Here is a 25,938-nt window from a genome sequence, read left to right on the forward strand (position 1 = left end):
ACGCAGAGGGAAAGTGTGAGCCACGCGACAAAACGGATCATTTCGATCGTTTCTGGTTTATCTGAATCTCAATCGATAAAACTGTGATCCCTGCACGGTTGTAAATATAGTTCACCGTCTACGCTTTTGAACATTATTAAATCTAAAAATCATTTGTTCAATAGCGGAGCGATGATGACACCACTTCTCGACGCGCGGAATATCAGCAAGCAGTTCTCAGGCGTGCCGGTTCTGAAAGGCATTGATTTCACGCTGCTTGCGGGTCAGGTGCACGCGCTGATGGGCGGAAACGGCGCGGGAAAATCGACGCTGATGAAGATCATCGCCGGGGTCGAGACGCCGGACAGCGGTGAACTTTCCGTCGAGGGGCAGTTATATGCGCGGCTGACGCCCGTGCAGGCGCACAGGCTCGGCATTTACCTGGTGCCGCAGGAGTCGCTGCTGTTCCCCAACCTTACGGTGCGGGAAAACATCCTGTTCCGCCTGCCGCGCGAACGCGATCTGGAAAAAAGGCTGGCGGAGAAACTTGAGCAGCTGCAGTGCCAGCTCAACCTCGACGCCGCCGCCAGCACCCTGGAGGTGGCGGATCAGCAGATGGTGGAGATCCTGCGCGGATTAATGCGCAACGCCAGGATCCTGATCCTCGACGAGCCCACGGCCTCCCTCACGCCGGGCGAAACCGAACGGCTGTTTCGTCAGATCCGCGCCCTGCAGGCACTCGGCGTCGGGATCGTCTTTATCTCCCATAAGCTGCCGGAAATTCGCGTGCTTTCGAGCCACGTCTCGGTGATGCGCGACGGCGCGGTGGTGCTGAGCGGCGAAACCGCGCAGTTTGACGATAGCGCCCTGATCGCCGCCATGACGCCGGTGAGCCGCGAGAAATCCCTGAGCGATACGCAAAAGCTGTGGCTGGCGCTGCCGGGCAACCGCCGCACCCAGCCGCAGGATTTTCCGGTGCTGCGGGTAGAGGACCTGACCGGAGAAGGGTTTATCGATCTGAGCCTTGAGATCTACGCCGGGGAGATCGTCGGCCTGGCCGGGCTGGTGGGTTCCGGGCGCACCGAGTTTGCCGAAACCCTCTACGGCCTGCGGCCGGTACGCGGGGGACGCATCTGGCTGGAGAACCAGGAGATCGCCAACGAGCCGGTGCGTTTGCGGCTGGAAAAAGGCCTGGTTTACCTGCCGGAAGACAGGCAGGTATCCGGCCTGTTCCTCGACGCGCCGATCCGCTGGAACACCGTGGCGCTGAACGAGCCGTCGCTCTGGCAGCAGCGGAAAAGAGAGTCCGCGGTGGTGGAGCGCTACCACCGGGCGCTGGGGATCAAGCTCAACCATGCGGATCAAACCGTGCGCACGCTCTCCGGCGGCAACCAGCAGAAGGTGCTGCTTGCACGCTGTCTGGAGGCCAACCCGTTATTGCTGATCGTCGACGAGCCGACGCGCGGCGTGGACGTCTCGGCGCGCGCCGATATCTACCAGCTTATCAAAAGCGTGGCGGCGCAGAACGTGGCGGTGCTGATGATCTCAAGCGATCTCGATGAGTTTCCGGGCCTCGCGGACCGCGTGCTGGTGATGCACCAGGGCGTGCTCAGCGGCGAACTGCCGCGCCACGCCGTCAGCCTCGATCGCATGATGGCGCTGGCGTTCGGAGGGCAATCATGAAGACCTTACTGAAAAACCGCGAGCTGAGCGCGTTTCTCGCCATTCTGGCGCTGTTCGCCGTGCTGGTGGCGCTGAATCCCTCTTACTTCAGCCTGCAGACGCTGGGGATGATCTTCGCCAGCTCACAGATCCTGATCCTGCTGGCCATCGGCGCGGCGCTGGTAATGCTGACCCGCAATATCGACGTGTCCGTCGGTTCAACGGTCGGGTTGTCCGCCATCGCCGTCGGCGTGGCGCTGAACGGCGGCTACAGCCTGCCCGTTTCCATTCTCTTCGCACTGTCGATCGGGGCGCTGGCCGGGGCGTTCAACGGTTTTCTGGTGGTGGGGCTGCGCATTCCGGCGATTGTCGCGACCCTCGGCACGCTGGGGCTGTACCGCGGGGCGATGCTGCTCTGGACGGGAGGAAAGTGGATTGAAGGGCTGCCGCCGGGGTTGAAATCCCTCTCTGAGCCTGCCGCCGTCGGCGTGTCGCCCCTTGGCATGGTGGTGTTGACCATCGCGGCCACAGGCGCGTGGACGCTGTCGCGCACCGCGTTCGGGCGTGATTTCTACGCGGTGGGGGATAACCTTGCCGCCGCGCGCCAGCTGGGCGTGGCGGTGAACCGCACCCGTATGATCGCCTTCACCCTCAACGGCATGCTGGCGGCCTGCGCCGGGATCGTCTTTGCCGCGCAGATTGGCTTTGTGCCCAACCAGACCGGCAGCGGGCTGGAGATGAAGGCCATCGCCGCCTGCGTACTGGGTGGCATTTCGCTGTTGGGCGGCACGGGGACGCTGATTGGCGCGCTGCTCGGTGCGTTCTTCCTGACGCAAATCGACACCGTGCTGGTGCTGTTCAGGCTCCCGGCGTGGTGGAACGACTTTATCGCCGGGCTGGTGCTGCTGGGCGTGCTGGTGCTCGACGGGCGTCTGCGCCAGGCGCTGGCGCGGCATCAGCGGGCGCTGAAGTACGGTCGCTTCCAGCCGGGTAACAGAGGGGGAAAGCACGTCACCCCCTTTCCCAAACGTAAAAAAGAGGTGGCGTAAATGAGGCTTAACTGGGAAAGCGCGCTGCTGATTTTGCTGGTGCTGGAGATCCTGCTCTTTGGCGCCATCAACCCGCGCATGCTCGATATCAACATGCTGCTGTTCAGCACCAGCGACTTCATCTGCATCGGCATTGTGGCGCTGCCGCTGACGCTGGTGATCGTCAGCGGCGGGATCGACATCTCCCTCGGCTCGACCATTGGCCTGTGCGCCATCGCGCTGGGGGTGATGATGCAGGGGGGGTGGCCGATGGCGGCCGCCGTTCCGCTGACGCTGCTGCTCGGCCTGCTGTGCGGGCTGATGAATGCGGCGCTGATCCACTACACCGGCATCAGCCCTTTAGTTATCACCCTCGGCACGCTCTACCTCTACGGCGGCGGCGCGCTGCTGCTCTCCGGCATGGCGGGGGCCACGGGCTACGAGGGCATCGGCGGCTTCCCGGACAGCTTTACCGCCTTCGCTAACCTCACGGTGTTGGGCCTGCCGATCCCATTGGTCTTGTTCGCGGTAATCACCGTCTTCTTCTGGCTCATTACCCACCGCGGGCGCTTTGGCCGTCATCTGTTCCTGATTGGCCAAAATCCGCGTGCGGCACGCTATGCGGCGCTGTCGGTGAACGGCATGCCCTACGCGCTGTACGGCCTGGTGGGCGTTGCCTCCGCGATTGCCGCGCTGGTCATGGTCTCCTATTTCGGCTCCGCGCGTTCGGATCTTGGGCGCGATTTACTGATGCCCGCGCTCACCGCCGCCGTGCTCGGCGGAGCCAATATCTACGGCGGTTCAGGTTCGGTTGTCGGTACGGCGCTGGCGGCGCTGCTGGTGGGCTATCTGCAGCAGGGTTTACAGATGGTCGGTATCCCCAACCAGGTGTCGAGCGCGCTGTCAGGGGCGCTGCTGGTTGTGGTGGTGATGGGACGTTCGCTGAGTCTGCACCTCGAATGGGTGCGATCTCTCTTTAGAAAACTATCCGGAGCGTAAGATGAAAACAAAACTGCTCGTCCTGGCAATGGCCCTCAGCTTCGCTTCGGCGCAGGCGGCGGACCGCATTGCCTTTATCCCGAAGCTGGTGGGCGTGGGCTTCTTCACCAGCGGCGGCAACGGCGCGAAAGAGGCGGGGAAAGATCTTGGCGTGGACGTGACCTACGACGGCCCGACCGAGCCGAGCGTCTCCGGCCAGGTGCAGCTCATCAATAACTTCGTCAACCAGGGCTATAACGCCATTATTGTCTCCGCCGTGTCGCCGGACGGGCTGTGTCCGGCGCTTAAGCGCGCGATGCAGCGCGGCGTCAAGGTCCTGACCTGGGATTCCGACACCAGGCCGGAGTGCCGCAGCATCTACATCAACCAGGGGACGCCGGAACAGCTGGGCGGCCTGCTGGTGGAGATGGCGGGCAAGCAGGTCACCAAACCGAATGCCAAAGTGGCGTTCTTCTACTCAAGCCCCACCGTCACCGACCAGAACCAGTGGGTGAAAGAGGCGAAGGCCAAAATCGAGAAAGATCATCCCCAGTGGCAGATCGTAACGACCCAGTTTGGCTATAACGACGCCACAAAATCGTTGCAAACCGCCGAAGGGATCTTAAAAGCCTACCCGGATCTGGATGCGATTATCGCCCCGGACGCCAACGCGCTGCCGGCGGCGGCGCAGGCGGCGGAAAACCTGAAGCGGGAAGGGGTGGCGATTGTCGGGTTTAGCACGCCGAACGTGATGCGCCCGTACGTTGAGCGCGGCACGGTGAAGGCCTTCGGCCTGTGGGACGTGGTGCAACAGGGCAAAATTGCGGTCAATGTCGCCGATCGTTTGCTGAAAAAAGGCGATCTTAACGTCGGCGACAGCGTGGACGTGAAAAACATCGGGGCGCTGAAGGTCGAGCCGAACAGCGTGCAGGGCTACCAGTATGAGGCGAAGGGCAACGGCATCGTGCTGCTGCCGGAACGCGTGGTGTTCACCAAAGAGAACATCAGCAAATACGATTTCTGACGGGGGAGCAAATGGCTGATTTAGACGACATCAAAGACGGCAAGGATTTTGGCATCGGCACGCCGCAGCAAAATGTGCCGTTCACCCTGAAGGGCTGCGGCTCGCTGGACTGGGGCATGCAGTCGCGGCTGGCGCGCATCTTCAATCCGCAGAGCAACCGTACGGTGATGCTGGCCTTTGACCACGGCTACTTTCAGGGGCCGACTACCGGCCTTGAGCGTATCGACCTCTCTATCGCGCCGCTGTTTGGTGAAACCGACGTGCTGATGTGCACCCGCGGCATCCTCAGGAGCCAGGTACCCGCCGCGACGAACAAACCGGTGGTTCTGCGCGCCTCCGGCGGTAACTCGATTCTGGGCGAACTCTCCAACGAGTGCGTGGCGGTGGCGATGGAAGACGCGTTGCGCCTGAACGTCTGCGCGGTGGCGGCGCAGGTGTACATCGGCAGCGAGTTTGAGCATCAGTCGATCAACAACATCATCAAGCTTGTCGATGCAGGGGCGCGCTACGGCATGCCGACGCTGGCGGTAACGGGCGTGGGGAAAGAGATGGCGCGCGACGCGCGCTATTTCTCGCTGGCAAGCCGCATCGCCGCCGAAATGGGGGCGCAGTTCGTCAAAACCTACTACGTGGATGAGGGTTTTGAAAAAGTGACCGCCAGCTGCCCGGTGCCGATCGTCATCGCCGGGGGCAAAAAGCTTCCTGAGCACGAGGCGCTGGAGATGTGCTGGCGCGCGATCGACCAGGGGGCATCCGGCGTGGACATGGGGCGCAACATCTTCCAGTCCAGCGCGCCGCTCGCCATGCTGAAGGCGGTGAAAAAAGTGGTTCACGAGAGCTGGAATGCCCGCGATGCGTTCCAGTTCTGGCAGGAAAAGAAACAGGGAGAAGCAAAATGAACGTGACGCTGGTGGAAATCAACATTAAGCCCGAGCGGGTAGACGAGTTTCTGGAAGTGTTTCGCGCCAACCACGAGGGCGCAATCCAAGAGCCGGGGAACCTGCGTTTTGACGTATTGCAGGACCCGAGGGTAAAAACCCGGTTCTTTATCTACGAAGCCTATAAAGACGAAGAGGCGGTGCTGGCTCACAAGCAAACCCCGCACTATCTGGCGTGCGTGGAGAAGCTTGAGGAGCTGATGTCGGAGCCGCGTAAAAAGCGCAGCTTTGTTGGGTTGTTGCCGGAGTAACAGGCGTTATAAAAGTGTTGTAGGCCGGGTAAGCGCAGCGCCACCCGGCATTTTTCAAACCAGCTCCAGATGGGCAAGTAATCTCGCGAGCGCTTCACGCGGCTCACCCTGAACCGCCTGCAACGGGAACGGCAACGCAGGTGCAGCCACTTTTCCCATCATCTCTGCCGCCGCCGCGATAACCCGTAAGCTGCCGTAGTGACGGAACAATTCCCACAGTGGCTCTAATCGCTCGGATTGGGCAGTCTCTTTCGAACGGGCAATCGCCAGCGCTGTTTGCGGGAACAATCCGCCGAGCACCGAGTACCAGACGTCAAACCCGGCCTGCAGGGCAGAGGCCGCTCGCCAGTCGCCGGCGATGCCCAGCGTGACTGTCTCAGGAAGACGGGCGCGTACCTGCGACAGGTCTTCCGGCACGCGACCAAGCTTAATGGATCCCACATTCGGCAGGGCCGCGACGGAAAATAACAATTCATCGCTAAACGCAAACCCGGTGGTGGCCGGATTATCGTAAATGCACAACGGTATGGAGAGCTGGCGGGTCACCGTTTCATAGAGATTAAACACTTCGTCTTCCGTTAATCGCTGGTAGGACACGGGGGCCATCAGCACGCCGGAGACACCTGCCGCCTGCGCGTCGTCAGCCAGACGCAGTATATCGTCCAGCCGGTGTGCGCCAATGCTGACGATGACCGGAATATCATCAGCATGCGCCACCGCGCAGCGTGCGATCCGACCGCGCTCTTCTACAGTCAGATAGGCATAGCTTCCCGTTGAGCCGAGAATGCCCAGAGAATCCACGCCAGCGTCGACCACGGGGCGCAGAAGATTGATGAAGGATTGCTCGTCAAACGTCCCCTCTTTCAGGGGCGTTAACGGAAAAGCGCTTAACCCGTAAAACATCGTGTTGTCCTCTTACAGCGTCAGCATCTGAACCTGAGCCGTGGCCCCCGGCATCAGCCGCTGCAGGTTGTTGACCAGCTCATCTCCTGCCTCTTCCAGCGCCGCAAGCGGCATCGACGGCAGGCTTTCAAGAATAAACCACATGGATTGCGCCTGGCTATCAAGGCGCGTCCGTATCCCCTGGCGCCAGTTCCAGCGGCGGCAGGTAACGCCAGTATCGTCGCGCCAGATAACCTCGCCCGGTTCCGGATGTTCCACCACCGGTTGTCCCTCTTTGAAGGTATCAAATGGCTCGCTGCCGTCGGCAAGGGTCAGACGCGGCGTGCCCGAATAAGCCGCGACATTTTCTCCGCCGACCGGAATGGCGTAGCGAATACTCACCGCGTTATAGATATCCACCACCGGATCCAGCGGCGGCAGTGAGCCATCTTTCAGGACCCGCTTACGCAGGGCGGATGCCGAGCAGGGCGTGCGTTTCGGTTTCGCGCCGAAGGCTTTAAACACGTCATCCCAGCCTGAAAGGTGTGCATCAGCCCAGGGCACATCATCATTAATCATCTGCTGGCAGGCCTGCGCCAGCGCGGCAGCCGCCACCTCCGGGTGGGTAATTGGCGCAGCTTCAACCAGAATGCTCAGCACCCGAAAGCCTGGGGCAATCCCGGCAAGACGTGAGTCTATTGACGGCGTAACGAGAGACATAAATAATCCTGTATTGACTGTTTTATACCATGGTAGTGACCAATGACTGATAAAGTCAATATAATGACTGCGCACGGGGCCGATGTTGCCCAGGTAAGCCTGGCCGTCGCGAACCGCATACGCAACTGGCGCAAAGAGAAAAAGCTATCTCTGGACGAGCTGTCCCGCCGCGCAAGCGTCAGTAAAGGCATGCTGGTAGAGATCGAAAAGAGCGCAGCCAACCCCAGTATCGCCATCTTGTGCAAAGTGGCTGCCGCGCTCGGTATCTCAGTGGCGGATATCGTTAACGTCTCCAGCGAGCCGCTGGTGCATGTTATCGAAGAAGAGACTATTCCGGTGCTGTGGCAGGGCGAACAGGGTGGACGCGCCAGACTGCTGGCGGGAACGGCAGGCCCGGATATGATTGAGTTATGGCAATGGGAGATGCAGCCGGGGGAGCGTTTTACCTCTCCGGGGCACCCGGCGGGAACCTTTGAGCTGTTGCACGTGAACGAAGGCGTTTTAACGCTGACGGTGGATGAGACGGTAACCCAGGTTAACGCTGGCGCATCGGCTGTGGCGAAAACGGAAGCGGCGCACGGCTACGCCAATGAGGGCGATACCGTGCTTCGCTTCACCATGACGGTGGCGGAATTTCACCGCTAAAAAACCGGGCCTACAAACGCCTGTAGGCCCGGTGATTTTTTACGCCTCTTCCACGCTCACCCGCAGCGCTGCCAGCGCTTTACGCGCCGCTTTCAGCACCTGCTCGCACTGCTCAATCGTCAGCGTCAGCGGCGGTTCAATGCGGATAGTCTTCGAGTTGTTGAGCGTTCCGGCCACCAGCACCCGCTGGCGGAACATCTCGCTCGCGAAGCTGTAGCCGATTTCGTTATCAACGAACTCAATCGCCATCAGCATCCCTTTGCCGCGCGCCTCCTGTACAAGGTCAGGGTATTCCCGGCCCAGCTGGCGGAAGCCGTCCAGCAGCATGTCGCCTTTCTGCTCCGCCTGCGCGGGAAGGTTTTGTTCCAGCAGCACGTTGATGGTCGCCAGCGCCGCTGCGCAGGCCAGCGGGTTACCGCCAAAGGTGGTTGTATGCAGGAACGGGTTGTCGAACAGCACCGAGAACACCTCTTCCGTAGCAACCGTCGCGCCAATCGGCATCACGCCGCCGCCAAGCGCCTTCGCCAGACACAGTATGTCCGGCTGCACGTTCTCGTGCTCGCAGGCAAACATCTTGCCGGTGCGCCCCATCCCGGTCTGGACTTCGTCGAGGATCAGCAGCGCGCCAAACTCATCGCACAGCTGACGCACGGCAGGCAGATAGCCCTGCGGAGGGAGGATCACGCCGCCTTCACCCTGAATCGGCTCCAGGATCACCGCCGCCACGTCATCGCCGGTTTTACGGCATTCACTCAGCACGGTGCGCATGGCGTTAATGTCGCCGAACGGCACGTGGCGGAAGCCCGGCAGCAGCGGCATAAACGGTTTGCGGAAGGTGGATTTGGCGGTAGCGGACAGTGCGCCCAGGGATTTACCGTGGAACGCGCCGCTGGTGGCGATAAAGGTGAATTTCCCGCGCGGCGACTGGTACGCTTTGGCGAGCTTTATCGCCGCTTCGACCGATTCTGTGCCGCTGTTGCTAAAGAAGCTGTATTTCAGTTTGCCGGGCGTTAAGGCCGCCAGCGTTTTCGCGAGCATGGCGCGAAGCGGGTCGAGCAGTTCCTGGCTATGGAGAGGTTGTTTCGCAAGTTGATTCTGTACGGCGGAAACCACAACTGGATTACGGTGCCCCACGTTGAAGATACCAAAACCACCAAGGCAATCGATAAACTCCTGTCCCTGGGTGTCGACAAGCGTGTTAAGACTCCCCGCTTGCCACTCTACGGCTCCGTAATCCCCGCCGGCGGTAACAGATTTGCGATACTCCAGAAACCCTGGATTGACGTGTTCTTTAAAGTAATCGATGACCTCTCGGTTAAGTTGTTTCATCTCCTCATGATCAAGCGTTCGCTTCTCAATGAGATTCAGTGCGTGCGCGGTACAGGCAAGAGCCGAGGCGCTGGAAGGTAACCTGTTCAAAATGTGCTCCCGGGGATCGCGTATCACATGATACTGGTTTAAGTATTGCAGGGATTACGCCACTTCAGATGCCTTAACGAAAATCGGGATAAACGCCAGGTTAAAATAATGTTGCACAATATTTAATCATGCCGAAGCAACCGAAACGGGATTTAGCGGTACAGGACAGATAAGGATAATTGGGGGCGAAAAAGCGCAACTGCACTAAAGAAGTGCATTCGGTGCAACTTAAGTGGGCGTTAACTGGTCATGCTTTATAGGTAATTTCTTTGCGAAAGTATTTTAAATCAATGAATTATAAAATAGTACAAAAAGTATGGTTTAAGTGAAATCTGCGATCTTCATCAAGTTTAACAACTAAAGATAAATTGTTTACCGCCGAAAAAACATTGACCCACAAAATTAACATTCAAATAACCTGCAAGGGATGCCCACGATGTCCTCTCCAACCTATGTCACCCAGAATGAATATCCTCTGGACGATGACACCACCTTAATGTCTACCACAGACGTCCACAGCTACATCACGCACGCCAACGACACTTTTGTGCAGGTGAGCGGCTACCAGCTTGATGAGCTGACGGGCCAGCCGCACAACCTGGTACGCCACCCCGACATGCCAAAAGCCGCGTTTGCCGATATGTGGTACACGCTGCAGCAGGGCGAACCGTGGAGTGGGATTGTCAAAAACCGGCGCAAAAACGGCGATCACTACTGGGTGCGTGCTAACGCAGTGCCGATGGTGCGCCACGGGCAGGTCACGGGCTATATGTCCATTCGCACCAAAGCCACGGCGGAAGAAATTGCCACCGTGGAACCGCTCTACCGGGCGCTCAACGACGGGAGCTGTAAGAAACGTGTGCACAAGGGGCTGGTGGTTGGAAAAGGCTGGCTGGGCAAACTGCCTGCCATGCCGCTGCGCTGGCGCGTGCGCATCGTGATGGCGGTGCTCTTTGCCCTACTCGCCTCCACCCTGGCGGCGACCTCCGCCGGGTGGATGCCGCTCGTTGCTGCTGCGGTGGTGATGCTGCTGGGGACGCTGCTCTTTGAGCAACAGATTGTCCGCCCGGTAGAGAATGTGGCGCGACAGGCGCTGAAGGTCGCAACCGGTGAGCGCAACAGCGTGCAGCATCTGAACCGCAGCGACGAGCTGGGGCTGACGCTGCGCGCGGTAGGGCAGCTTGGCCTGATGTGCCGCTGGTTGATTAATGACGTGTCGAGCCAGGTGGTTAGCGTCCGTGACGGCAGCGACAGGCTGGCGCAGGGAAATGAAGATTTGAACGATCGGACCCGTCAGACCGTGGCGAACGTGCAGCAGACCGTCGCGACAATGAACCAGATGGCCGTGTCCGTTCAGAGTAACTCCGAAACCGCCGCCGAGGTGGACAAACTCTCCGTGGCCGCGAGCAGCGCGGCGACAAAAGGAGGCAATGCGATGCAGACCGTCGTTAAAACGATGGATGATATTGCCGACAGCACGCAGCGAATTGGCTCAATTACCTCCCTGATTAACGACATCGCTTTCCAGACCAATATTCTGGCGCTGAACGCGGCGGTTGAAGCGGCTAGGGCAGGCGAGCAGGGCAAAGGTTTTGCCGTGGTCGCGGGCGAAGTCCGCCATCTCGCCAGCCGCAGCGCCAGTGCCGCGAATGATATTCGTAAACTCATTGATGCCAGCGCCAGCAAGGTGCAGTCCGGCTCTGAGCAGGTGCATGCCGCAGGCCGTACGATGGATGATATTGTTGTGCAGGTGAAAAACGTGACGCAGCTTATCGCCCAGATCAGCCACGCGACCTCCGAGCAGGCAACCGGACTCTCTGAGCTGACCCGCGCGGTGGCTGAACTCGACAGCATTACGCAGAAAAACGCCGACCTGGTCGAGGAGAGCGCACACATTTCTGCCATGGTGAAGCACCGCGCCGGACGTCTCAAGGATGCGGTGACTGTGCTTCATTGAGCCAGTAATGTTCCAAAAAAAGCCGTTTATTTCGTAAGTAATAAACGGCTTTTTATTTTCTGCTTGTGACTATTAATGTATTTTATTGTTAATCTAATATTAAATAACTAAAGAAATTACCTCAGTTATTTATCCCTGCCTAAGTCAATTATCCAGAAGGCTATTTTGAAAAATACCTCTCTGGTGGTCTGGTAACGATCAATGGGGCAATATTAATAGCCTCTACCTATCCATTGCGTGGGTTATGAAATAAAAAAACGATCAAACTCATAAAGTTAGCGAAATCGTTACCGATAACAGCGATCGTCTGAGAAATAATCACATCGATGGAGAAAATATGTTCTTACATGACGTAAAGATCGGCACGAAATTATTTCTGGCGTTTGGGTTCTTTATTGTCCTGATGGCGATCAGCGCGAGCCTGTCTCTGCTGAGTCTGAACCGGGCTAATAACGGGATGCAATCCATTATTACCAGTGATTATCCGACCACGGTAAAAGCGAACCAGTTAATTGATAACTTCCAGGAATTTATTAGCACTCAACAGCTGATGCTGCTGGACGAGCAGGGCACCTACACTGGGCAATCTCAGCAGCGCCTGAAAGAGATCAGCGAGCATATCACGGTGATCCTGGGAGAGCTGAACACCGCTTTGCAGGATCAAAAGTCTCAGCAGGTGCTGGCGGAGATCCGCAGCGTGCGCCAGCAGTATCTGGACTCGCGCTACCGCATTTTGCAGGCGGTGCAGAACAACAATCGTGCGGGCGCTATTCAGGAGATGATGACCACCACCCTCGCCGTGCAGCAGGCTTATAAAGCGAAGGTGAAGGAGCTGATTACCATTCAAAACAGCGAGATGCAGAGCGCTGGCGCGCAGGTGGAAGGGGATTTCCGGTCTAACCGCCTGCTGTTGATCCTGCTCACGCTCTTTAGCGTCGGGGCAGGCAGCCTGATCGGCTGGTTTATCGTGCGCGCTATCACTCGTCCGCTCGGCGAGGCGGTGCATTTTGCAAAAGCCATTTCTGAGGGCGATCTCACGGGCAGCATCACGCCACACGGTAAAGACGAAACGGGTCTGCTGCTGCACGCGCTGATGGAGATGAAAACGCGACTGCTGGACATCGTGCAGCAGGTGCAAACCGGCTCGGAGAATATCTCCAGCGCAGCCGCGCAGATTGTCGCCGGGAATCAGGATCTGGCTGCGCGCACGGAAGAGCAGGCCAGCTCCGTTGAACAGACCGCCGCCTCGATGGAGCAGATCACCGCGACGGTGAAAAATACCGCCTCGCATACCGGGGAAGCGACCAACCTCTCGGCTGATGCCGCCACGGTGGTCAAAAACAACGGTGAGATGATGAAGCAGGTGACCAGCAAAATGCGCCTGATTAACGAGACGTCCAACCGGATGTCCGACATTATCGACCTGATCGACGCCATTGCGTTCCAGACCAACATTCTGGCGCTGAACGCGGCGGTGGAAGCGGCGCGCGCCGGCGAGCACGGTCGCGGTTTTGCGGTGGTCGCCGGTGAAGTGCGTCAGCTTGCCCAGAAGAGCGCGTCGTCTGCCAGCGAAATCCGCGAGCTGATTGAGAGCTCTACCAGCCAGACCCAGGACGGGATGAACCTGGTTGAAAAAGCGAGTGCGTTGATCAACGGGATGGTCGGCAACGTAGAAGAGATGGACGTGATTCTGAGGGAAATCCGCCAGGCTAGCCACGAGCAGACGGAAGGTATCTCGCAGATTAACAGCGCGATTGGCCTGATTGATGCCACCACCCAGCAGAACTCCGCGCTGGTGGAGGAGTCCGTCGCGGCGGCAGCATCGCTTAATGAACAGGCGATGCACCTGAAAGAGCTGGTACGCGTCTTCCGCGTGAGCGAGCACGCACCGGCTTAATCCAGCTGGGAGATCTCCAGCGCCGCGCGGTCGATTACGCCGATAATCTGCTTGAGCTGCGCGTCGCTGAGCTCTCCCTGATTCACCTTCAGGTCTAACACCGCTTTGAAGTTATCCAGCGCCCGCTTCATCTGCGGGTTTTTGCGTAGCTGAAAACCGACAGAACGCGCTTTGATACGCACCTGGATCTGTTCCAGCTGTTCCCGGTTTTCGTCCAGCCAGCGTTGTCCTTCAGCGGTAATCGCAATCTTCTTGCGACCGTTCTCTTCTTCCGTAATGGTGATAAACGTCTGATCCTGAAGATAATCCAGGGTTGGATAGATGACCCCTGGGCTCGGGGTGTAATTCCCTTGGGTCAGGTTCTCAATCTCTTTGATCAGCTCGTAGCCGTGGCTCGCGTTGCGGGTCAGGATATCCAGAATCACCAGCCGCAGATCGCCGTGGCCGAAAAAGCGCGGCCGCCGCCCGCCGCCCTCATGTTCGTGTCGCATAGTATGCCCTTCATTTTGATATATCTAAACTATATCTAAGATATATTCAGATGCAATCTAAAAGATCTTGCATTTTTACTTATTAGTAATCATTATCATTTGAAAATTGATTTAGATATATCGTATTCACCAGAGAAGGGGCTAAAAATGGCAACTACCCGTTACCCACAGCGCGTTCGTAATGACCTGCGTTTTCGCGAGCTGACGGTGCTCCGCGTTGAGCGCGCCAGCTCGGGTTTCCAGCGCATTGTTTTAGGCGGCGAGGCGCTGGAGGGCTTTAGCTCCCGCGGTTTCGACGACCATACCAAAGTCTTTTTCCCGGCACCCGGGGCGACGTTCGTGCCGCCGGTGGTTACCGAAGAAGGCATCGACTGGGGCGACGGCGTGCGTCCGCAGGCGCGCGACTATACGCCGCTCTACGACGAGGCAAATCATGAGCTGGTTCTCGATTTCTTCATTCATGACGGCGGTATTGCCAGCAGCTGGGCGATTGAGGCGAAAGCGGGAGACAAGCTGACCATCGGCGGCCCGCGCGGCTCGCTGGTGGTGCCGGAGGATTACGCCTGGCAGCTGTACGTGTGCGATGAGTCCGGCATGCCCGCGCTGCGTCGACGCTTAGAAAGCATTGCGCAACTGCCGGTTCGCCCGGACGTTCACGCGGTCGTGACGGTTGGGGATGAATCCTATAAGGACTATCTGGCGCACCTGAGCGAGTTCAACATCACCTGGGTGGTGGGCCACAGCGAGCAGGCAGTCGCAGATCATCTGGCTGCGCTGACCGTTCCGGGGGACGATTACTTTATCTGGCTGACCGGGGAAGGGAAGGTGGTGAAAAGGCTGAGCCGTCAGTTTGAAGCCGACGTGATTGACCCTCAGCTGGTGCGTGCCAGCGCATACTGGCACGCCAAATAGTCACGCGGCGGAATCCAGCTGCGCTTCGCTCACCTGATGTTCGAGCGAGGCGCGGACCTCGTGCAGCGCTTTCTCCTGCTGAGCGAAGTACGCTTCCATATTGCTCAGCGACGAGACCAGAAGCCAGGACTCCTCTTTCTCCAGCTCCGCCAGCTCATTCACTAAAATGTCGATCTGCTCGCGGACCTGCGCCATTTTTTTGCGGATACGTTCCAGATCGTTCAGCCTGTCGCTGGCCATCAATGGCTCGAAGCCCTGTTGCAGGCGGGCCACCAGCGAGCGAATGGCTTTCACATCGCCGCGCTGCTTCGCCTGGTTAAGCTGCACCATCATGTTGTTGGCTTCTTCTTTCAGATCGTCCGCCACCAGATCCGGGTGGCAGAGCTTGCTCGCCTGCCGCCAGAGACGCTTGAGTTCGTTCTGATCTTCTTCCGAAAGATGCTTTCCTTTACGCAGCCGCACTTCGGCATCGTGATGCTGTTCGCGATACTTCTCGTACTCTTCGTTGGCCTCGTCGCGAGCCTGACGCGCAGGCTCTTCTTCACGCGTTAAGCCGCTCTCCAGCTCCAGCGCTTCGGCCAGCAGGTTGGCGATGAGATTACTTTGCTGCTCCAGATGTTTACGCGCCTCGGCTGCCTGCACGGAGTCAGCCGGGAGATCGCGCCAGCGCTGGGTAAGCGTCGCCAGTACTTCTACCGCCTGCGCCATATAGCGCTGGCAGCGACGATAATCTTCCTCGCGACGACGCGCTTCCGCTTGCTGACGACGCAGGTTAAGCTCGGCCAGCGTTTTACGCAGGGCGAGGATCTGCTGCATCAACGGCCCGAGGCGGGAGAAATAGAGATCGTTGAATTCATCAAGCTGCTGCACGCGGGCGTTGCGGCGGTCAATCAGATCGCGCAGGCGCTCTTCCAGCGCCTTCAGCTCGAGCTTGCTGGCCGCCACCTGCGGATCGCGCCACTGGGTCACGGCGCGCTGGCCCTGCAGCCAGGCGGTAATGGCCGCCATAGCCTCGGTGTAGTTTTTTCCCTCAAGCGCCACGACGATTGCCTGTAGCTCATCGTCAAACGCTTCATTTTTCAGGCGTGTCAGCTGGCTCTGGATGATGTCGTCATCTTCCAGCTCAATGGCATTTTTAATGATTTCTAGCCGTTTGATCGGTGTGCTCATGATGCCTTTCGCTTTGGCGCTTAAGTATTTGAGTTAAGGTTAGTTGTTGTAAAAGCTACAGGAAATAATACACACGGATGATGATCGGCGCGATGGGGGATTTCTTTAATTAGCTGATGGATGTTGCTCTCACTATGGGGTAAACCCAATAAAGCGTAATACCACACGTTCACCAGCCCTGTTAATGTGCATCGATCCTCTTTTTCCCCTGCCACGGGTTTTACCGTGTCCTACCCGAAAGCAAGCGCCTCATCTTTGGTGGCGAATGCAACCGACCCGGCCTCAGCTAACCTCGCTATAAATTCCCACCACGCGACCCACTGTTTTTATCTCGTCGATGCCGCATTCAAACGGAACCTTGCCGCCCGCCACGTGAAGTTTTTTCCCCGGCAGCAGCGTCAGGTCGCGGATGCTCGCGGTGCCTTCAATCTCAACCAGCCACAGGCCGTCGGTTAACGACGCCTCTTTTTCGATAAAGTGCAGCTTCCCCTCCGTGCGGACGGCGATTCCGCGTGCCAGCGGTTTGCTAAAGAAAGCAGAGTCGATACTCAAAATGGAATTTTCTTCCAGCCTCCCGTCACTGAGTGTGAATGTCGAAACCGAAACGGGATCGCCCGGGGCGGGGTTTCCTGCAAACTGCGCACCCTGGCCGGTCATCAGCCAGCGGAGGCTGGCGCCAGTGTCCAGCGCACACTGAACCGCAAAGTCGTAAGAGATGGTACCGCGCGCGTAGCGGTTCTGAAGCGAGCTGGCGGCGATATTAAAGTGTCGGGCCAGCTGGATTTTCTGCGTAAAACCATATACCTGACAGATTCTATCGAGCAATTCTTCATTATTCACTTGAGAATCTAATATCAAAATATATTCCTTTGGGTGTTTACTAATGCTCATTTGGGTATTAGTATCATTGCAAATTCGGGCAATCAGCGGCAGACGTTGGCAAACTGAGGCTAATGATTGCAGGCATTATCAAAATGGGAATCATGCAGCATGGCTTCCGAAATCGCAATCCTCAAACGGCGGAAAAAGCCGTGCTCTGCCCGTTTTGAACGCATTAGCGTGCATATATTTATGCGAGGGGAGATATGGCGATAGAAGCTGCCCGTGCAAGGGTTCCACTAAGCGTGGGGGCGCGTCTTAGCGGGCTTAACCACATCGCTGAACTGCGCGCCCGCTACGGGAGCGATAGCGGGAAAGAGCTGGCGCGGTTTATGGCTGACATGCGCGATAAGCGCGATCCCTTTTTTGAGGAGAACAGCAGGGCGCTGGCCGCTCTCTTTTTCCTGGCGAGATTACCCGTCACCCGTCATGAGTGCGATATCAGCGAGCTGACCACAGAGGAGAAAAGAGCGCTAATTACCGCGATGAATCACTTTCGCGCTGTTGTGAGTTTATTTCCTGAACGGCTGACCATGCCGTTGTAACCCAACCAAAAAACGAATGGCGTAAACCCGCCGGGCACTCTGTTGCCTGAAATTAAGGAAAACGCGTGATGCGACACAGTGAAAACCGCCCTTATCCAATCGGAAGTGAAGAACTGAAACGCCTGCTGGCAGAGGCAAAAACAGAGGAACGATGCGCGCGCGCCCTTGCGGTCTCCCTGCGTCTGGAAGCGCTGGCAAGCCAGATCTACAAAACCGGCATGAGCGGAGAAGACGTTGCCGAACTGCTGTGCCACGAGGCGGCTCGCTACGAGCGTGAATCCCAGGAGCTGCACTGATGGCCGATTTTATCGATCTTGCCCAAGCGCGCGAGCAGGAAGACAGAGAGCGATACATTAATTGCGCCCGCAGACGACCCGCATCGCCTTCGCGTTTCCTCTGCGAGGACTGCGAGGCGCCGATACCGGAGGCGCGCCGAATAGCGGTGCCTGGCGTAGCCCTGTGCGTCACCTGTCAGGAGATCGCGGAGATGAAAAATAAACACGTCCGGGGAGGGTGAGTTGGCTACGTCATTCGCTTATCCGTGGAATGCACCGCGGTCGGCAATTGCCAGCCCTTATCTTACCCATGCCCAGCAGCAGCGTCGCGATCGCTTCTTCGCGGCGCTGCAGCAGGCAAGAATGGTTCTCTCACAGCAGCCTGACTGCGTGCGTTTTGAGGTCTGGCGCGCCGTTGACGCCCTCGAACAGCATCGGGGCAATCCCCAGGCTAACGCCTTTTTGATCCGCTTCTGCAAAAGGATGTTACCTCGCCTGCGGCGGGTCTCCGATCGCTATGCCTGCACAGGACTGCACGAGGAAGTCTCCAGGGCCGTGTTCGACGGCCATTTCGACACTCAGCTTTTGCAATACCTCGCCTCGCGGATGGTTGAACTGGTTGCCCGCTATAACCGCATTCCGGATATGTCCCGCGCGGACATCGACCTGCTGGCCGCAGATGTCGCCAGCTTTATTCGCGGCGAGCTGGCGAATATTAACGATGCTGAAATGGGCGAATACCAGACGCTGTACGTCTGGTATCAGCGCGCCGGACTGATCGCCCGACAGTTCAACGTGTCGCCTCCCCACTGGGAGCGGGTGTCGAAGACATTTTTCAACAAAGACGATGTTGCCGCCGCGGTGATGCGGATGTTTTCCGAGGCGTGGTGGCGCGGGCGTTTACGTCGGATCGCGGCTGCCTGGCGCGAGCATTTGCAGATTGCCCTTGGCAACGTCAGCAAAAAGAGAACGGCGTATGCGAGCAAACGCTGCGTGACCGAGTGGCGCGAACAGAAGCGCCGCACCCGCGAATTTCTCAAGGGCGTGGAGCTGGAAGATGAAGAGGGCAACCGCATCAGCCTGATTGAAAAATTCGATAGCTCGGTGGCCAACCCGGCGATACGCCGCTGTGAACTGATGACCCGCATTCGCGGGTTTGAAAATATCTGTGAGGCGCTGGGCTACGTGGGCGAGTTCTATACCTTAACCGCGCCCGCGCAGTATCACGCGACGCTGAAATCAGGTTACCCCAACGCGAAGTGGAACGGGGCCAGTCCGGCGGAGACGCAAGGCTACCTCACCCGGCTGTGGGCGCGCATCCGCGCAAAGCTCCACCGTGATGGGATCCGTATTTTCGGTATCCGCGTTGCGGAACCCCATCATGACGGTACGCCCCACTGGCACATGCTGATGTTTATGCTGCCGGAAGATGTCGAATGCGTTCGCCGGATTATCGGGGACTACGCGCGGCAGGAGGATGCCGCTGAGCTGCAGAGCGAAAGCGCCAGACAGGCGCGCTTTCACGCGGACGCGATCGATCCGCAGAAAGGCAGCGCTACCGGCTATATCGCCAAATACATCTCAAAGAATATCGACGGCTATGCGCTCGATGGTGAGACCGATAACGAAAGCGGCGGGCTGCTGAAGGAGACGGCGTCCTCTGTATCGGCCTGGGCGGGGCGCTGGCACATTCGCCAGTTTCAGTTCATCGGCGGCGCGCCGGTAACGGTCTACCGCGAGCTGCGCCGACTGGCAGACGCTGAGGCCGCGCGCGGTCTGAGCGTCGAGTTTGCTGCAGTCCATGAGGCTGCCGACGCCGGTGACTGGGCGGGTTACGTCACTGCACAGGGCGGTCCGTTTGTGCGTCGCGATGATTTACAGGTGCGCACGCTTTATGAGCCGGGTACCGGGTTTAACCAGTACGGCGAAGAAACGGTCCGCATCCGCGGCGTGTACGATTCCGCCGTCGGCGCGGGCAGCCCGGTTTTAACCCGCCTGACGCAGTGGAAAATTGTGCCGAAGCGGGCCCAGGAGCCTGAGAATGTAACTGCGCCTTCTCGGAGTTCTGTCAATAACTGTACGCTGAGCGATCTCTCTCAACCCCTTAACCGGCGTGCGAGACGGGCATTAACCGAGCGCATCAGGCACATACGACCCGGCGCAGCGGCGCCCTTTGTCTACGAGCGGGATCCGCAGAACGGGGTCCCGGAGAAAGTGATTGATGAGGTTTGGCTCGCCACCGGAATCGCCATCAGCCGCGCAGAGGCCCTGCATCTTATGGCGGGCGGCGTTAGCCGCTTTAACGACAAATGGTGCAGAGGCGCAGCTGACGGAACGCTCTTTCCGGCAGCGCGTTCTTATCAGCACAAGGCGCGGAAAATCCTTGAACGTATTGGGCATTTATCAGATCTGTTCGCTCTGAGAGCACGCTAATCTCCATCGATATCATGCACATACCGTGAGTAGTTCTGATTTTTCGCTTCACTCTTTTTATGAATACGTGCTACTGTATGTTTATACAGTATCTCGTGGTGGAGGTTGTGTGGACAGAGAGTTGAACGAGCAGGTCATGATTGAACGTGTCGAGATGATTGCTCGACTGACGACAGAAGGAACATGTCAGGAAAGAGATCGTGAGATTGCCCTGAATTTGATTGCTGAGATTGCGCGGGGAAATTTAATCAAAAACAACGCATTTACCGTTGTTTTCTCAGCATCGCCTGTTCCGGAACGAATCAAAAAAGAGGGTAATGTTCGGGTGAACATTACGCTCGATAAAGACCAACTGATTGGCCATGGCGTCGTCGAGGCCTTCCAGAACGAACTGACCCGCCGAATAAGGTCCCTGTTCCCGTCATCGCGAGTGACCGTGAAAATAGGAACGATGACGGGAGTAGAGCTCCAGGGGCTTGAAGGAGAGGCCGATCGCGAGATGCTGGATAATATTCTCCGGGAAGTCTGGGAAGACGAGAGCTGGCGCTAACCATGCGTCATTACCCGAACGCACGCCCTCATTCAGATTTTACGCTTTCGTTGACCCACGCTTCGCTGCTTGTGGACGGTCTGTTGTGTCCGTGATTGTCCATCCATCAGCGATAGCGAAAAGGCCGCCAGCCCGGGAAACTCTACGGTACCTGGTAACCGGATGTTAGGAGCGTCTGATGAAGATCTATGCAATGCAGGGGGACACGCTTGATGCCGTTTGCGCCCGTTATTATGGGCGCACGGCTGGCGTCGTAGAAGCCGTTCTGAAGGCCAATCCTGGCCTCGCGGAGTCAGGCGTTATCTTGCCTCACGGCACGCCGGTAGAGATGCCGGAGGTAAATAGCGCCCCCACCAAAGAATCCGTAAATCTATGGGACTGAGCCTGGAGAAAATCACCACGTTTATCGCCTACTGGCTGGCCGTGGCGCTGGCCTGGTTCGGGGCGATGTCTCCTGAAAAGGTCGCGCTGTACGTGGGGAGTGTTTGCGCCATTTTTACCGCGCTGACGAACTACTGGTTTAAGCGAAAAACCTGGCGCTATCTCCAGTCGCTGGGCCTCGATAAGAAGAGCATTCGTGAACTCAATCATTAAGCGTTGTAGCGTCGCCGGCGTGCTGGCCCTGGCGGTGCTGATGCCCGATTTTCGATTACTGAAAACGTCCCCTGGGGGGCTGGCGCTGATTGCCGATCTCGAAGGTTGTCGCCTCTCGCCCTACCGGTGCAGCGCTGGGGTCTGGACGTCAGGCATTGGCCACACGGCAAACGTTGTGCCGACGCGGGACATTACCGAGCGTGAGGCCGCTGTAAATCTGGTTGCTGATGTACTCAACGTTGAGCGACGGCTGGCGACGTGCGCGCCGGTGGAGATGCCGCCGCGGGTCTACGACGCGCTGGTGAGTTTTACCTTTAATGTTGGCGCAGGCGCCGCCTGCCGTTCGGCTCTGGTGTCTTTTATTAAGCGTAAACAGTGGTCGCAGGCGTGCGAACAGCTTACCCGCTGGGTGTACGTCAACGGCGTCAAAAATACCGGTCTGGAAAACCGCCGTGTCCGCGAGATGGCCTGGTGCATGAACGGGCTGCCATGAGAACGCTCATGCTGGCGCTGGCCGGGCTGCTGGCCATCACGCTGTGGCTTCGTCATGACAACCTGAACCTTTCCCGTTCCTTAGCCACCGCGAACTGGGTTGACAGCGAGCAAAAAAACGCTCTCGCCGAGCTTAATCAACAGCTTTTCCTGGCACAGCGGATGGCCAGAGCAAATGAAAACGCCCAGGTCAGGCTCCGTGAGGAGCTTGTCGCTGCGGGCGAGGAGAGGGCAAGACGGGAAGCGACTATCGGGAGATTACTCAATGAAAATGAAGCGTTACGCCGCTGGTATACCGCTCAGCTGCCTGATGCTGTCCGCAGGTTGCACACCCGCACCGCCTGCGCCTCCGCAGCCCATTGTTTACAACGCCTGCCCGAAGGTGAGCCGCTGCCCGATGCCGGGAAGCGAACCCGCCACTAACGGCGATCTCAGCGCCGATATTCGCAGGCTTGAGTACGCCCTTATCGCCTGCGCGCTGCAGGTTGAAACCATTAAAGACTGTCAGGATAAACTCGATGCACAAACTCAAGAGCCTGCGTCAGGCATTAATTGACGCGATCCCCCAACTGAATGCCAACCCGGAGCGCCTGCAAATGTCGGTCGGCAGCGGCAATATAGACGCCCGCCAGGCCTCCTCGCTCTCCTTTGAAAAACGGTATGCGCTGAACGCGAAGGTCAACGGTTTCACCGGCGACAGCGAGGGCTTTTTTGTCCCGGTGCTGGCCTGGCTGCGGGAAAACCAGCCGGACATTTTTACCCTCGATGACGGACGCAAAAACGGATATACCTTCGCGATCGTCTTAAACGATGACGCTACGATGGATATCAGCATCAGCATGCAATTAACCGAGCGCATTCTTGTTTCCGAGGAACAGGGCGTTCTGCACGCGACCTATTCCCCGGAGCCGCCGCTGCCGGAGCGCGTCACGCGTCCGAAGGCGTTGTACATCAACGGTGAGCTGGTCAGCCAGTGGGAGGACTAAGCTCCCCACGCTGAAGGCCGCCAGCCGCCTGCCGTCTGGACCGCTTGTTGTATCATCCCGCAGAAAACCCCGTCTCGTTGCTGCCGTTCCTCCTGAACGGCATTCTCTTCTCATGAATACATTAACTTCCATGCACGGTATCGCTCGCGCGATCCGCAATCTGATTCGTATCGGTGTTGTGACCGACGTTGACCTCAACAGAGGGCTTTGCCGTGTCCAGACCGGCGGGATGAAAACCACCTGGCTGAACTGGCTAACCTGCCGTGCGGGACGTTCGCGCGTGTGGTGGGCCCCTTCCGAGGGAGAGCAGGTGCTGCTGCTGGCCATCGGCGGTGAGCTGGATACTGCCTTTGTGCTGCCCGGCATTTTCTCTGACGACCATCCGGCGCCGTCCGGGTCGCCTGACGCGTTCCACGTCTCGTTTCCTGACGGCGCGGTGATCGAGTACGAACCCGGACGCGGGGCGCTGACGGTGTCAGGTATTAAAACGGCCGACATTTCCGCTTCTGAATCGCTGACTGCCACCGTGCCGGAGGTGCGGGTGATCTCAACGTCCCGCATCACGCTGGATACGCCTGAAGTGGTGTGTACCAACAAGTTAATTACCGCCTCGCTGGAAGTGCAGAAGGGCGGGGTGATGAGCGGAAATATTGAGCACTCCGGCGGTAAATTGACCTCCAACGGAGTGCAGGTGGACAACCACGCGCACGGCAGCGTGCAAAGCGGCGGAAGCTGGACTAAGGGGACACAATGACGGTGCGTTACAGGGGAATGAACAGGCAGACCGGGCTAAGCCTTTCAGAGGCTGACCACATCCGGCAGAGCGTGCGCGACATTCTGGTTACGCCGATTGGCTCGCGGGTCATGCGCCGGGATTACGGCTCGCTGCTGGCGGCGATGATAGACAGGCCGCAGAGCCCGGCGCTGCGCCTGCAGATCATGGCCGCCTGTTATTCCGCCATCCAGAAATGGGAGCCGCGGATAAGCCTGACGGCCATCACTTTCGAACGTTCGGAGAACGACGGGACGTTGTATGTCGATATCACCGGCACGCGTCCGACCTCCGGACAATCCTTTTCTATCACCATTTCACTGAGTTAAACGCTATGGCTATTGTTGATCTGAGCCAGCTCGCCGCGCCTGATGTCGTGGAGGAGGTGGATTATGAAACGCTGTTGGCAGAACGAAAGGCCACCTTTGTCTCCCTCTATCCGGAAGAGGAGCGAGAGGCGATCGCACGGACGCTGACGCTGGAATCCGAGCCGATTGTGAAGCTTCTGCAGGAGAACGCCTACCGGGAAGTTATCTGGCGCCAGCGCGTTAATGAGGCTGCGCTGGCCGTGACGCTGGCCTATTCTTCCGGTCACGATCTGGACGTTATCGCGGGAAACAATAATACCGAACGCCTGACCATCACCCCGGGCGATGACACTACCATTCCGCCAACGGCTGCCGTCATGGAGTCTGATGCTGACCTGCGACTGCGTGCGCAGCAGGCATTTGAAGGGTTGAGCGTCGCGGGGCCGGTTGGAGCCTATGAATATCATGGTCGAAGCGCCGACGGACGGGTCGCTGACGTTTCGGTTGAAAGCCCTCAGCCTGCGTATGTGACGATTTCGGTGTTATCCCGTGAGGGTGATGGTACCGCTCGTCCTGAACTACTGGCGGTTGTTGAAAAAGCGCTTAACGCTGAAACCGTCCGCCCGGTCGGCGATCGTGTGACTGTTCAGTCAGCAGATATCGTGCCTTACAAGATAAACGCAACGCTCTACGTTTATCCCGGACCAGAGTCTGAACCTATCAGGCAGGCAGCAGAGCAGAAGCTGCAAAATTATATCAGCGCGCAGCATCGCCTTGGACGCGATATCCGTCTGTCGGCCATCTATGCAGCACTTCACGTTGAAGGTGTGCAGCGCGTTGAACTGGAGTCTCCCCACTCTGACATTGTACTGAGTAAGTCGCAGGCATCGAACTGTACCTCGTATCAGATAGCGATCGGGGGTTCGGATGAGTGAAAGGTTATTACCCGTTGGGTCCTCACCGCTGGAAATCGCTGCTGCCGCTGCGCTCTCGAATATTGAGCGTGTGCCGGTACCGCTACGCACGTTATGGAACCCCAGCGCGTGCCCGGTGAATTTACTTCCCTACCTGGCATGGGCGCTGTCGGTAGACCGTTGGGATGAGGCGTGGCCGGAGAGCACCAAACGCAGCGTCATTATGTCCTCATTTTTCGTCCATCAGCACAAAGGAACCATCAGCGCATTGCGTCGCGTGGTGGAACCGCTTGGCTTTTTGATTGAGGTGCGCGAGTGGTGGCAGCTCGGTGAGGAGCCTGGCACATTCCGTCTGGTTGTCGGTGTGCTTGATAACGGCATCACTGACGAAATGTATCAGGAGCTTGAACGGCTCATTGAAGATGCCAAACCGGCAAGTAGACATATGACCGGGCTGGCTATCAGCCTGAGCTCGACGGGAGAGTTTTATGTTGGCGCAGGATGCTATCACGGCGATGCGCTGGCTGTTTACCCCTACACCACTGAGGAACTTATTGTCGGTGGTGATTATTACCCGGCCTCGGCCATCCATTTGATTGATAACCTGAGAGTGAACGCATGACCGCAAAATATTTTGCCATACTGACGAATCAGGGCGCGGCGCGGCTAGCTAACGCGACGGCACTTGGTACGCAACTCAACCTGACGCAAATGGCGGTAGGCGACGCCAACGGAACGTTGCCAACCCCCGATCCGGCGCAGACGAAGCTCGTCAACCAAAAACGCATAGCGCCGCTGAACCTGCTCGCTGTTGACCCAAATAATACCAGCCAGATCATCGCTGAACAGATAATTCCCGAGAACGAGGGCGGTTTCTGGATCCGAGAGATCGGTCTCTATGACGACGATGGCATTCTGATCGCCGTAGCTAACTGCCCGGAAACATACAAGCCTCAGCTGCAGGAAGGAAGTGGCCGCACGCAGACCATTCGCATGATTCTGATTGTGTCGAGCACATCGTCAATTTCCCTGAAAATTGATCCATCAGTTGTGCTGGCAACGCGCCAGTATGTTGACAATAAAGTTATTGAGGTTAAGGGCTACGCTGACGATCAGATGAAAAAGCATATTGCTGCTGATAATCCGCATAAACAGTATCCCTTAATCGCCAATGCGTTAAAAGAAATTGCCGATGCGGGGTTGAGTGCTGAGGTTCTCAAAAACCTTGGTTTGGGAG

At 57.9% G+C, this 25,938-nt stretch carries 32 protein-coding genes; 26 read left to right on the top strand and 6 right to left on the bottom strand.

Annotated features, from left to right (window positions below; genetic code table 11):
* Positions 1-174 precede the first annotated feature (174 nt).
* The 6 genes from lsrA to lsrG are packed head-to-tail and all read left to right on the top strand — an operon-like array spanning position 175 to position 5,860.
* Positions 175-1,662 carry an autoinducer 2 ABC transporter ATP-binding protein LsrA gene (lsrA, locus tag LRM19_RS17135; RefSeq protein WP_271369520.1) on the top strand — a complete coding sequence of 496 codons (1,488 nt, stop codon included), beginning with the start codon at positions 175-177 and terminating at the stop codon, positions 1,660-1,662.
* The gene (gene lsrC / locus LRM19_RS17140; protein WP_111964928.1) at positions 1,659-2,690 is read left to right on the top strand and encodes an autoinducer 2 ABC transporter permease LsrC; all 1,032 of its coding nucleotides are present in this window, start codon (positions 1,659-1,661) and stop codon (positions 2,688-2,690) included. Before lsrA ends, lsrC begins: the two co-directional genes overlap by 4 nt.
* Positions 2,691-3,668: an autoinducer 2 ABC transporter permease LsrD gene (lsrD, locus tag LRM19_RS17145; protein WP_271369499.1), complete on the top strand. Its 978-nt coding sequence runs from the start codon at positions 2,691-2,693 to the stop codon at positions 3,666-3,668.
* A gap of 1 nt (position 3,669) precedes the next feature.
* Positions 3,670-4,671: an autoinducer 2 ABC transporter substrate-binding protein LsrB gene (lsrB, locus tag LRM19_RS17150; protein WP_115876313.1), complete on the top strand. Its 1,002-nt coding sequence runs from the start codon at positions 3,670-3,672 to the stop codon at positions 4,669-4,671.
* Between the two features lie 11 nt (positions 4,672-4,682).
* On the top strand, positions 4,683-5,570 hold the full coding sequence (gene lsrF / locus LRM19_RS17155; RefSeq protein ID WP_271369500.1) for a 3-hydroxy-5-phosphonooxypentane-2,4-dione thiolase: 888 nt from the start codon (positions 4,683-4,685) through the stop codon (positions 5,568-5,570).
* Entirely contained in the window at positions 5,567-5,860 is a 294-nt protein-coding gene (gene lsrG / locus LRM19_RS17160) for a (4S)-4-hydroxy-5-phosphonooxypentane-2,3-dione isomerase (RefSeq protein ID WP_111964924.1), read from the top strand. Before lsrF ends, lsrG begins: the two co-directional genes overlap by 4 nt.
* Positions 5,861-5,914: 54 nt before the next feature.
* Here the strand turns inward: lsrG and LRM19_RS17165 are convergent, their stop codons facing one another.
* Positions 5,915-6,763, bottom strand: coding sequence for a dihydrodipicolinate synthase family protein (locus tag LRM19_RS17165; RefSeq protein WP_271369501.1), 849 nt, complete (start codon positions 6,761-6,763; stop codon positions 5,915-5,917).
* Positions 6,764-6,775: 12 nt separating this feature from the next.
* Entirely contained in the window at positions 6,776-7,462 is a 687-nt protein-coding gene (locus LRM19_RS17170) for a B3/B4 domain-containing protein (RefSeq protein WP_271369502.1), read from the bottom strand.
* A 42-nt stretch (positions 7,463-7,504) separates the two neighbouring features.
* On the opposite strand from LRM19_RS17170, the gene LRM19_RS17175 reads away from it, so the two are divergent.
* Positions 7,505-8,107, top strand: a complete 603-nt coding sequence (locus LRM19_RS17175) for a helix-turn-helix domain-containing protein (RefSeq protein WP_271369503.1) — start codon at positions 7,505-7,507, stop codon at positions 8,105-8,107.
* Positions 8,108-8,146: 39 nt separating this feature from the next.
* Here LRM19_RS17175 and ygjG read toward each other — a convergent pair whose 3' ends face one another.
* Positions 8,147-9,526, bottom strand: a complete 1,380-nt coding sequence (gene ygjG, locus LRM19_RS17180) for a putrescine aminotransferase (RefSeq protein ID WP_042715413.1) — start codon at positions 9,524-9,526, stop codon at positions 8,147-8,149.
* A 436-nt stretch (positions 9,527-9,962) separates the two neighbouring features.
* Here ygjG and LRM19_RS17185 point away from each other — a divergent pair, with 436 nt between their 5' ends.
* On the top strand, positions 9,963-11,483 hold the full coding sequence (locus LRM19_RS17185) for a methyl-accepting chemotaxis protein (protein ID WP_271369504.1): 1,521 nt from the start codon (positions 9,963-9,965) through the stop codon (positions 11,481-11,483).
* 337 nt (positions 11,484-11,820) lie between these two features.
* Positions 11,821-13,380 carry a methyl-accepting chemotaxis protein gene (locus LRM19_RS17190; RefSeq protein ID WP_136195059.1) on the top strand — a complete coding sequence of 520 codons (1,560 nt, stop codon included), beginning with the start codon at positions 11,821-11,823 and terminating at the stop codon, positions 13,378-13,380.
* Here LRM19_RS17190 and LRM19_RS17195 read toward each other — a convergent pair.
* A complete protein-coding gene (locus LRM19_RS17195; protein ID WP_111964918.1) occupies positions 13,377-13,871 on the bottom strand; it encodes a PadR family transcriptional regulator in 495 nt (164 codons plus the stop codon). The two genes, LRM19_RS17190 and LRM19_RS17195, sit on opposite strands and share 4 nt — an antisense overlap.
* A gap of 147 nt (positions 13,872-14,018) precedes the next feature.
* On the opposite strand from LRM19_RS17195, the gene LRM19_RS17200 reads away from it, so the two are divergent.
* The gene (locus tag LRM19_RS17200) at positions 14,019-14,783 is read left to right on the top strand and encodes a siderophore-interacting protein (RefSeq protein ID WP_271369505.1); all 765 of its coding nucleotides are present in this window, start codon (positions 14,019-14,021) and stop codon (positions 14,781-14,783) included.
* Here the strand turns inward: LRM19_RS17200 and LRM19_RS17205 are convergent, their stop codons facing one another.
* Complete coding sequence (locus LRM19_RS17205; RefSeq protein ID WP_111964916.1) at positions 14,784-15,953, bottom strand: DNA repair protein; 1,170 nt, start codon at positions 15,951-15,953, stop codon at positions 14,784-14,786. It abuts the gene before it with no gap.
* A gap of 282 nt (positions 15,954-16,235) precedes the next feature.
* Positions 16,236-16,811, bottom strand: a complete 576-nt coding sequence (locus LRM19_RS17210) for a phage repressor protein CI (protein ID WP_271369506.1) — start codon at positions 16,809-16,811, stop codon at positions 16,236-16,238.
* A gap of 227 nt (positions 16,812-17,038) precedes the next feature.
* Between LRM19_RS17210 and LRM19_RS17215 the strand changes: the two genes are divergently transcribed.
* From LRM19_RS17215 to LRM19_RS17290, 16 genes are all read left to right on the top strand, one after another.
* On the top strand, positions 17,039-17,377 hold the full coding sequence (locus LRM19_RS17215) for a DUF5347 domain-containing protein (protein WP_271369507.1): 339 nt from the start codon (positions 17,039-17,041) through the stop codon (positions 17,375-17,377).
* A 68-nt stretch (positions 17,378-17,445) separates the two neighbouring features.
* The gene (locus LRM19_RS17220; protein WP_271369508.1) at positions 17,446-17,673 is read left to right on the top strand and encodes a DUF2732 family protein; all 228 of its coding nucleotides are present in this window, start codon (positions 17,446-17,448) and stop codon (positions 17,671-17,673) included.
* Positions 17,673-17,894, top strand: a complete 222-nt coding sequence (locus LRM19_RS17225; protein ID WP_271369509.1) for a TraR/DksA family transcriptional regulator — start codon at positions 17,673-17,675, stop codon at positions 17,892-17,894. Before LRM19_RS17220 ends, LRM19_RS17225 begins: the two co-directional genes overlap by 1 nt.
* Position 17,895: 1 nt before the next feature.
* The gene (locus tag LRM19_RS17230) at positions 17,896-20,085 is read left to right on the top strand and encodes a replication endonuclease (protein ID WP_271369510.1); all 2,190 of its coding nucleotides are present in this window, start codon (positions 17,896-17,898) and stop codon (positions 20,083-20,085) included.
* Positions 20,086-20,194: 109 nt separating this feature from the next.
* Positions 20,195-20,635 (top strand): DinI-like family protein, encoded by a 441-nt coding sequence (locus tag LRM19_RS17235; protein WP_271369511.1) that lies wholly within the window; start codon positions 20,195-20,197, stop codon positions 20,633-20,635.
* A gap of 178 nt (positions 20,636-20,813) precedes the next feature.
* Complete coding sequence (locus LRM19_RS17240; RefSeq protein ID WP_024906438.1) at positions 20,814-21,017, top strand: tail protein X; 204 nt, start codon at positions 20,814-20,816, stop codon at positions 21,015-21,017.
* Positions 21,008-21,229, top strand: coding sequence for an HP1 family phage holin (locus tag LRM19_RS17245; RefSeq protein WP_023616187.1), 222 nt, complete (start codon positions 21,008-21,010; stop codon positions 21,227-21,229). Before LRM19_RS17240 ends, LRM19_RS17245 begins: the two co-directional genes overlap by 10 nt.
* Complete coding sequence (locus LRM19_RS17250; RefSeq protein WP_271369512.1) at positions 21,213-21,722, top strand: lysozyme; 510 nt, start codon at positions 21,213-21,215, stop codon at positions 21,720-21,722. Before LRM19_RS17245 ends, LRM19_RS17250 begins: the two co-directional genes overlap by 17 nt.
* Positions 21,719-22,144, top strand: coding sequence for an Rz-like lysis system protein LysB (lysB, locus tag LRM19_RS17255; RefSeq protein ID WP_271369513.1), 426 nt, complete (start codon positions 21,719-21,721; stop codon positions 22,142-22,144). Before LRM19_RS17250 ends, lysB begins: the two co-directional genes overlap by 4 nt.
* The gene (gene lysC / locus LRM19_RS17260) at positions 22,032-22,277 is read left to right on the top strand and encodes an Rz1-like lysis system protein LysC (RefSeq protein ID WP_229226321.1); all 246 of its coding nucleotides are present in this window, start codon (positions 22,032-22,034) and stop codon (positions 22,275-22,277) included. The genes lysB and lysC overlap by 113 nt, the downstream gene beginning before the upstream one ends.
* On the top strand, positions 22,240-22,707 hold the full coding sequence (locus LRM19_RS17265; protein ID WP_271369514.1) for a phage tail protein: 468 nt from the start codon (positions 22,240-22,242) through the stop codon (positions 22,705-22,707). Before lysC ends, LRM19_RS17265 begins: the two co-directional genes overlap by 38 nt.
* A 112-nt stretch (positions 22,708-22,819) precedes the next feature.
* Positions 22,820-23,461, top strand: coding sequence for a phage baseplate assembly protein V (locus LRM19_RS17270; RefSeq protein WP_111964906.1), 642 nt, complete (start codon positions 22,820-22,822; stop codon positions 23,459-23,461).
* Positions 23,458-23,808 carry a GPW/gp25 family protein gene (locus tag LRM19_RS17275; protein WP_023616182.1) on the top strand — a complete coding sequence of 117 codons (351 nt, stop codon included), beginning with the start codon at positions 23,458-23,460 and terminating at the stop codon, positions 23,806-23,808. The genes LRM19_RS17270 and LRM19_RS17275 overlap by 4 nt, the downstream gene beginning before the upstream one ends.
* Positions 23,809-23,813: 5 nt before the next feature.
* On the top strand, positions 23,814-24,722 hold the full coding sequence (locus tag LRM19_RS17280; protein ID WP_271369515.1) for a baseplate assembly protein: 909 nt from the start codon (positions 23,814-23,816) through the stop codon (positions 24,720-24,722).
* Positions 24,715-25,323: a phage tail protein I gene (locus LRM19_RS17285; RefSeq protein WP_111964904.1), complete on the top strand. Its 609-nt coding sequence runs from the start codon at positions 24,715-24,717 to the stop codon at positions 25,321-25,323. The genes LRM19_RS17280 and LRM19_RS17285 overlap by 8 nt, the downstream gene beginning before the upstream one ends.
* Positions 25,320-25,938: phage tail protein (locus tag LRM19_RS17290; protein WP_181574033.1), on the top strand; the 619-nt coding region annotated here is incomplete at its 3' end. The genes LRM19_RS17285 and LRM19_RS17290, both read left to right, overlap by 4 nt.

It is taken from the genome of Enterobacter sp. PI-10, assembly GCF_027947695.1.
Classification (GTDB): Bacteria; Pseudomonadota; Gammaproteobacteria; order Enterobacterales; family Enterobacteriaceae; genus Enterobacter; species Enterobacter vonholyi.

What these genes read in the sequence shown, in the direction of transcription:
- lsrA (WP_271369520.1), top strand. Translation starts at nt 175, where the DNA reads ATGACACCACTTCTCGACGCGCGGAATATCAGCAAGCAGTTCTCAGGC.
- lsrC (WP_111964928.1), top strand. Translation starts at nt 1,659, where the DNA reads ATGAAGACCTTACTGAAAAACCGCGAGCTGAGCGCGTTTCTCGCCATT.
- lsrD (WP_271369499.1), top strand. Translation starts at nt 2,691, where the DNA reads ATGAGGCTTAACTGGGAAAGCGCGCTGCTGATTTTGCTGGTGCTGGAG.
- lsrB (WP_115876313.1), top strand. Translation starts at nt 3,670, where the DNA reads ATGAAAACAAAACTGCTCGTCCTGGCAATGGCCCTCAGCTTCGCTTCG.
- lsrF (WP_271369500.1), top strand. Translation starts at nt 4,683, where the DNA reads ATGGCTGATTTAGACGACATCAAAGACGGCAAGGATTTTGGCATCGGC.
- lsrG (WP_111964924.1), top strand. Translation starts at nt 5,567, where the DNA reads ATGAACGTGACGCTGGTGGAAATCAACATTAAGCCCGAGCGGGTAGAC.
- LRM19_RS17165 (WP_271369501.1), bottom strand. Translation starts at nt 6,763, where the DNA reads ATGTTTTACGGGTTAAGCGCTTTTCCGTTAACGCCCCTGAAAGAGGGG.
- LRM19_RS17170 (WP_271369502.1), bottom strand. Translation starts at nt 7,462, where the DNA reads ATGTCTCTCGTTACGCCGTCAATAGACTCACGTCTTGCCGGGATTGCC.
- LRM19_RS17175 (WP_271369503.1), top strand. Translation starts at nt 7,505, where the DNA reads ATGACTGATAAAGTCAATATAATGACTGCGCACGGGGCCGATGTTGCC.
- LRM19_RS17185 (WP_271369504.1), top strand. Translation starts at nt 9,963, where the DNA reads ATGTCCTCTCCAACCTATGTCACCCAGAATGAATATCCTCTGGACGAT.
- LRM19_RS17190 (WP_136195059.1), top strand. Translation starts at nt 11,821, where the DNA reads ATGTTCTTACATGACGTAAAGATCGGCACGAAATTATTTCTGGCGTTT.
- LRM19_RS17195 (WP_111964918.1), bottom strand. Translation starts at nt 13,871, where the DNA reads ATGCGACACGAACATGAGGGCGGCGGGCGGCGGCCGCGCTTTTTCGGC.
- LRM19_RS17200 (WP_271369505.1), top strand. Translation starts at nt 14,019, where the DNA reads ATGGCAACTACCCGTTACCCACAGCGCGTTCGTAATGACCTGCGTTTT.
- LRM19_RS17205 (WP_111964916.1), bottom strand. Translation starts at nt 15,953, where the DNA reads ATGAGCACACCGATCAAACGGCTAGAAATCATTAAAAATGCCATTGAG.
- LRM19_RS17215 (WP_271369507.1), top strand. Translation starts at nt 17,039, where the DNA reads ATGGCGATAGAAGCTGCCCGTGCAAGGGTTCCACTAAGCGTGGGGGCG.
- LRM19_RS17220 (WP_271369508.1), top strand. Translation starts at nt 17,446, where the DNA reads ATGCGACACAGTGAAAACCGCCCTTATCCAATCGGAAGTGAAGAACTG.
- LRM19_RS17225 (WP_271369509.1), top strand. Translation starts at nt 17,673, where the DNA reads ATGGCCGATTTTATCGATCTTGCCCAAGCGCGCGAGCAGGAAGACAGA.
- LRM19_RS17240 (WP_024906438.1), top strand. Translation starts at nt 20,814, where the DNA reads ATGAAGATCTATGCAATGCAGGGGGACACGCTTGATGCCGTTTGCGCC.
- LRM19_RS17245 (WP_023616187.1), top strand. Translation starts at nt 21,008, where the DNA reads ATGGGACTGAGCCTGGAGAAAATCACCACGTTTATCGCCTACTGGCTG.
- lysB (WP_271369513.1), top strand. Translation starts at nt 21,719, where the DNA reads ATGAGAACGCTCATGCTGGCGCTGGCCGGGCTGCTGGCCATCACGCTG.
- lysC (WP_229226321.1), top strand. Translation starts at nt 22,032, where the DNA reads ATGCTGTCCGCAGGTTGCACACCCGCACCGCCTGCGCCTCCGCAGCCC.
- LRM19_RS17265 (WP_271369514.1), top strand. Translation starts at nt 22,240, where the DNA reads ATGCACAAACTCAAGAGCCTGCGTCAGGCATTAATTGACGCGATCCCC.
- LRM19_RS17270 (WP_111964906.1), top strand. Translation starts at nt 22,820, where the DNA reads ATGAATACATTAACTTCCATGCACGGTATCGCTCGCGCGATCCGCAAT.
- LRM19_RS17275 (WP_023616182.1), top strand. Translation starts at nt 23,458, where the DNA reads ATGACGGTGCGTTACAGGGGAATGAACAGGCAGACCGGGCTAAGCCTT.
- LRM19_RS17280 (WP_271369515.1), top strand. Translation starts at nt 23,814, where the DNA reads ATGGCTATTGTTGATCTGAGCCAGCTCGCCGCGCCTGATGTCGTGGAG.
- LRM19_RS17285 (WP_111964904.1), top strand. Translation starts at nt 24,715, where the DNA reads ATGAGTGAAAGGTTATTACCCGTTGGGTCCTCACCGCTGGAAATCGCT.